5 protein-coding genes are annotated in these 5,161 nt (G+C 34.0%); all 5 read left to right on the forward strand.

The annotated features are described in order from the left end of the window. Positions 1 to 303 precede the first annotated feature (303 nt). The 5 genes from HNS40_RS21515 to HNS40_RS21535 all read left to right on the forward strand — a co-directional run bounded on the left by HNS40_RS21515 (position 304) and on the right by HNS40_RS21535 (position 5,071). A complete protein-coding gene (locus tag HNS40_RS21515) occupies positions 304 to 954 on the forward strand; it encodes a class I SAM-dependent methyltransferase (protein WP_172284779.1) in 651 nt (216 codons plus the stop codon). A gap of 57 nt (positions 955 to 1,011) precedes the next feature. Beyond that, complete coding sequence (locus HNS40_RS21520; RefSeq protein WP_172284780.1) at positions 1,012 to 2,178, forward strand: serine hydrolase; 1,167 nt, start codon at positions 1,012 to 1,014, stop codon at positions 2,176 to 2,178. 765 nt (positions 2,179 to 2,943) lie between these two features. Then, a complete protein-coding gene (locus HNS40_RS21525; protein ID WP_172284781.1) occupies positions 2,944 to 3,363 on the forward strand; it encodes a hypothetical protein in 420 nt (139 codons plus the stop codon). A 349-nt stretch (positions 3,364 to 3,712) separates the two neighbouring features. Further along, a complete protein-coding gene (locus HNS40_RS21530; protein WP_172284782.1) occupies positions 3,713 to 4,309 on the forward strand; it encodes a DUF3365 domain-containing protein in 597 nt (198 codons plus the stop codon). A gap of 390 nt (positions 4,310 to 4,699) precedes the next feature. After that, complete coding sequence (locus HNS40_RS21535; RefSeq protein WP_172284783.1) at positions 4,700 to 5,071, forward strand: hypothetical protein; 372 nt, start codon at positions 4,700 to 4,702, stop codon at positions 5,069 to 5,071. Positions 5,072 to 5,161 lie beyond the last annotated feature (90 nt).

Consider the following 5,161-nt stretch of genomic DNA (forward strand, 5'->3'; position numbering starts at 1 on the left):
AGATCTAAGACTAAGCTATAGTCCATGTTTTCTAATCTTATATAGCAAAGAATTTTTTATCTATCAAAAAAAATATCCAATTCCCTAATTCCAGTTCTCATTAACTTATCTCCCCATAAAAAATAACTTGACCCGAGATTTATCCTGAAAATGAGACTGACTTTTTCCTTACAGTTACTAAGGCCAATATTAGCTTTAAAATTAAAAGAGGTGTGGTTAAGAGCTTGACCCTTTTACAAGGAGGACGAAAAATGCGGGGCAAGAAGATTGAATAGTAAAGCTATTTCTACAAAAATAAAATCCATGATAAGTAAAACTCAGAAGTTTTGGGATAAGCAAGCTAAAAGATATGATGATAACGAGAGGCAATTCGATCCTGTGTTCAAAGAAATAATCTTAGGAACTAAAAACCATCTTTCAGCTAATGACAAGGTTCTGGATTTTGGCTGTGCTACTGGGACCAAAACAATAGCCCTTGCTGAGTCTGTAAAACATATTCATGGACTTGACACTTCAAGTGAAATGATAAATGAGGCGAATAAAAAGATTATTGGCGGTCATTTGAAAAATATAAGTTTTGCACAAGGAGATGTATTTGATAACGGTTTTAAGATGGCTTCATTTGATAAAATCATATCTTATGGAGTTATTCACCTGCTAAATGATAGTAATAAAACAATTGGTAGAATACATAATCTATTAAAAAGAGATGGATTGTTTATCTCTTCTACAGCCTGTTTGGAAAGTAAGATGGCCTTTAAAAATAGCTTAGAATTTAAAGCATTTCGCTTGATTAAGAACTTAGGTTTTTTTCCTTTGCATTTAAATATGTTTACTCCTGAAAAAGTAGAGCGTTTATTGACTAATCAAGGTTTTGAGATAATTAAAGCAGAAACCATATTTCATGGGATAACGATTAGCTTTATTATTGCAAGAAAGTGGGATAAAGACTGATAGAAAGCACTTGGCTCAATAATATATATGACGACATTCATTAGAAATATTTGGAATATGAAAAATATTAAAATTGCTTTATTGAGTCTGCTTTTTCTTGTATTCTTGACCAGTTGTTTAAGGCTAGGAACAAAAGATAAGACAGCTGAAAATCAAATTATCTATTCGCAATCCGATTCGGATTTAAGAAAATCTGATTCCATTCAGAACATCCTTACTAAAGTAGTAAATGATGGTCAAGCACCCGGAATGATTGCTGCCATCATCTCAGGCGAAGGGGTCATTGCCATAGCTTCTGCCGGTGAGCGTAAAGCGGGTTCTGGTATTGCGTTTACTGCTAATGACGTGGTGCATCTAGGTTCATGTGGAAAGGCAATGACTGCTACCATGATAGCCACTTTGGTAGCAGAAGGAAAGCTCAGTTGGGACATGAAATTGATAGAAGCTATTCCTGATCTAAAAAATAATATTCATCCTGATCTTAAGAATACTACACTTTGGCAATTACTAACTCATCGTGCCGGTATCCAAAATGATCCAATTGACTGGTACGCATATGCCGATATGGATATCAAAGAAAGACGATTTTCAATATTGAAGGATAACATAAAACTTGCTCCAGCATACACTGACGGAGAATTCCATTATTCTAATTTCGGTTACGTAGTTGCTGCTTGTATGGCAGAGCAAATAACGGGCTTAAGCTGGGAAACTTTAATGAGAGAGCGTTTATTTGGACCGCTTGGTATGACAACTGCCGGATTTGGTGATCCTGTTAAAAATAAGTCAATAGACCAACCATGGGGGCATAAGAAATCATGGCTTCAAAACAAATGGAAACCCAGTAGAGATTATTATGGGGAAGTTTTAAGTCCTGCCGGTCGGGTGCATTGCAGTGTAGAGGACTGGGCTAAATTCATTTCACTTCAATTACCTGGGGAAAACACTTTTCTTGATAGAATAATTCTAAATAAATTGATAGAACCTAATGGTGTTTATGCAGGCGGGTGGGTTGTATTCCAAGAGACTGAACAACCATGGGCAAAAGGAATAGTGCTAGTACATGGAGGAAGTAATGAGATATGGTATGCTGCAGTTATGGTAGCCCCTAATTTGGATAGAGCTTATGTTATCGTTACGAATTCGTGTGATTTTGGACTTACTGATCGTGTTTGCGTTGAAATGACCAACAAGATAGCGAAAATGGATCAAGTATTGTTTTAAAGAATATTCCATTAGGGATGTATATCGTTAAAGCTGAGTGTGATGGCTCAAGTAAAACGCTAAAAACTATGGTCAATTAAAATAGTACTGATTGCTTTTGGTTTCTTGTGCTTTGGAACAAGCTTTCTTAAACGCCAATTACCACCCGTTTAATCACAATTTATTAAATGCTTTAAAATACATCTGTTTATTACCCTCCTCATCAGGGCAAACGCATACTTTTAATTTGTCCACAGATTTCCGCAAATTAACACAGATTGCAAACAAAGTTCAGCTTTGCTATACTCTCTTTGTAGAAATAATCCGTGAAAACTTGTGGAATTAGTGGGCAGCTTTTTCTTTTTTTAATTTAATCGTTGATTTTTTAATTAAAACTGAAAGTATGAGTTTGCCCTGCCCTCCTCATGACCAAATACCATTTCTTTCATAAGGATTAAAAGCCTTTCATTAAAATTCTATTAGGTGTATGTCTTATGTATAGGGAAGGGGCTGGGTATGAACACAGAATGTGTAATATCGATTACTAATTAAAATATGCCTTAATTATGTTTTGGCATTAAATCCGAGTATAGTTCTAGACAAGCTAATGTGAAAGCGAAATAGCTTAAGGCGCATTATTACATACCTTTGGTATAAAACACTATCTATCCTTTCTGAAGAGATGAAAATTGATTTATATTTACCAAAATTCCTATTTAGGCCAATTGGGGCTTGGCTAGGGTAGAAATTAATATCAAAATATTAGAATATATACGGACACACGATATGGACAAACTAAATGGAAAATGGTTAGGATCTTATTCTTTTGATCCTGAATTTGGACAGGACAACAAAGTATTTAACTTTGAACTTACACTTCAGGTTGATGATGAGGATGATATCTCCGGAGAAATCAAAGATATTTCTGATGACAACCAATCTCCAGGAATTGCTAAAGTGACTGGATTTGTTGATGACAACGAAATTAGTTTTATCAAACAATATCCAGCATTATTTCTAAGAAACGATGTTGGTGAAATCATTATAGATAAAAGTAAAGAGCATCCAGAGATTCACTATCATGGAGTTATTTCAGAGGATTCCATGGAAGGGGAGTGGGATATGGAAGCTGGTGTATTGTTTAAAGTAGGAGAGTTTCATTCTCAGTTGATTTCAGGGAAATGGAAAATAGAGAAATTAAAATAACTTAGAGGGTTTTACAATTAATTAATTCGATTTAGTTAAGTTACTCAAGCTTCGAATATTGTTTAAACTATTGTAAATAAATCAGATATGAAGCCTTGAAAATCGGATGTTATTGTCTGTTAAGATATCCATTTTCATTATGTATTAACTTTGTGAAACTTGGCGTATTCTTTGAGAAACTTCGTGGAATAGCTATTTCGCTGGGAGACACAAAGAAGTCTCAAAGTTCCACTAAGAAGAGAAAACTAGTAAAATAATGAATTACAAACAATTATTTATTGCCAGCAAGTTTCGAAACTTTAGTTAAGTAATATGTGAACACCTCAAATATGAATTTAAAATATACAAAATGAAAAAAATAATCTGGAATAGTCTATTTCTAGTTTCGCTGATTTTATGGGGCTGCAATAGCTCATCAGAAGAAGCTCATAAAAATGATAGCACTAAACAAAATGATATCAACCATTTAGAAGAGGGTTTAAATTTCGCCATGCAAACACAAAAAGTATTGGCTAAAAACCTGATAAATGAAATCAATATCAAAGGAACAGTAGGGGCTGTAACTTTCTGTTCTGCTAAAGCTTATCCCTTAACCGACAGTATGGCCATCGCTTTAGATGTTCAATTAAAAAGAGTCTCAGACCAAGCCAGAAATCCGAATAATAAGGCAAACCCACAAGAGGCAGCATATATTGCAAAATCAAAAGAGTTTCTGAAAAAGGGAGAAATGGTAAAACCCAAAATGACTGAAATTAATGGAAGAATGGTGGGCTATTATCCCATCATAACCAATCAACTTTGTTTGCAATGTCATGGAAGCCAGGGCGCAGAACTTAAACCAGAAACCCTTTTGCAAATTGCAGGTTTATATCCAAATGATAAAGCCATCAATTACAACATAAACGAACTAAGAGGAATTTGGGTAGTGGAAATGAATAAAAAATAGTAATAAGGTTCCGTAAAAATAAGAAGAACAAGACTTATCAATTAAACAAAACAAATGAATCAAAAAGAATAATCAGAGTTAACAGATGAAGAACTCTTAGTAAAAGCAAAAAAAATGAAATCGAACTCCATTATAAATGCTGTGTAATTGGCTTTATGGTGGGAGTTATCTTCTACAGTTTAGTGAAAAGTACTTGGGGACTTGTTACTTTGTTCCATTATTTTTAATCTACAAACTAGTGAATCAATCCAATGATGATAAAGCTATGAAAGAAGTTCTAAAAGAGCGGGATTTATTATAAGTCTTGATTTTCAGTTTGAGATTCTTGCTATACTTTTGTGTCCCATATTGAGATATCTAAACCTTAAATATTTAAAAAAGCAAAATGACATGAATAAAATAACACTAATCGTACTACTTGCTTTTATTGGAATTGGTCTTCAGGCTCAGGACACTTTAATTGCCAAAAGCTTTTTCAAAAAAAGAGATTTTGGTCAATATTTTTATTCTGACAGATATGCTCCAATTACTAATGTGGGAATTGGGGCTATGGCTTTATTCGATACCTACGATATTGGATTAGAAAGAAATGGAGTAGTGCCCGTTGCAGAGCCCATCCTTGGAGCTCAATTACCCATTTACTATTTTAAAGATGAATCCAAACGATGGTCATTGTCCATACCAATTTCATTTTCGGTTTGGTTCGATTTTACCGAAGAAAGAACGGGTCACATTAAAAACTATGGGGAATCCTTATCTTAGCTGACAAAAATTAAGTTTTGGAATTAACAATATTACAAGAGTTTTTACCCGCATTTATCTTAGATTATTTTGAGGTAAAAGAGTTTTACA

It is taken from the genome of Lentimicrobium sp. S6 (assembly GCF_013166635.1).
In the GTDB taxonomy this organism is placed as follows: domain Bacteria; phylum Bacteroidota; class Bacteroidia; order Bacteroidales; family UBA12170; genus UBA12170.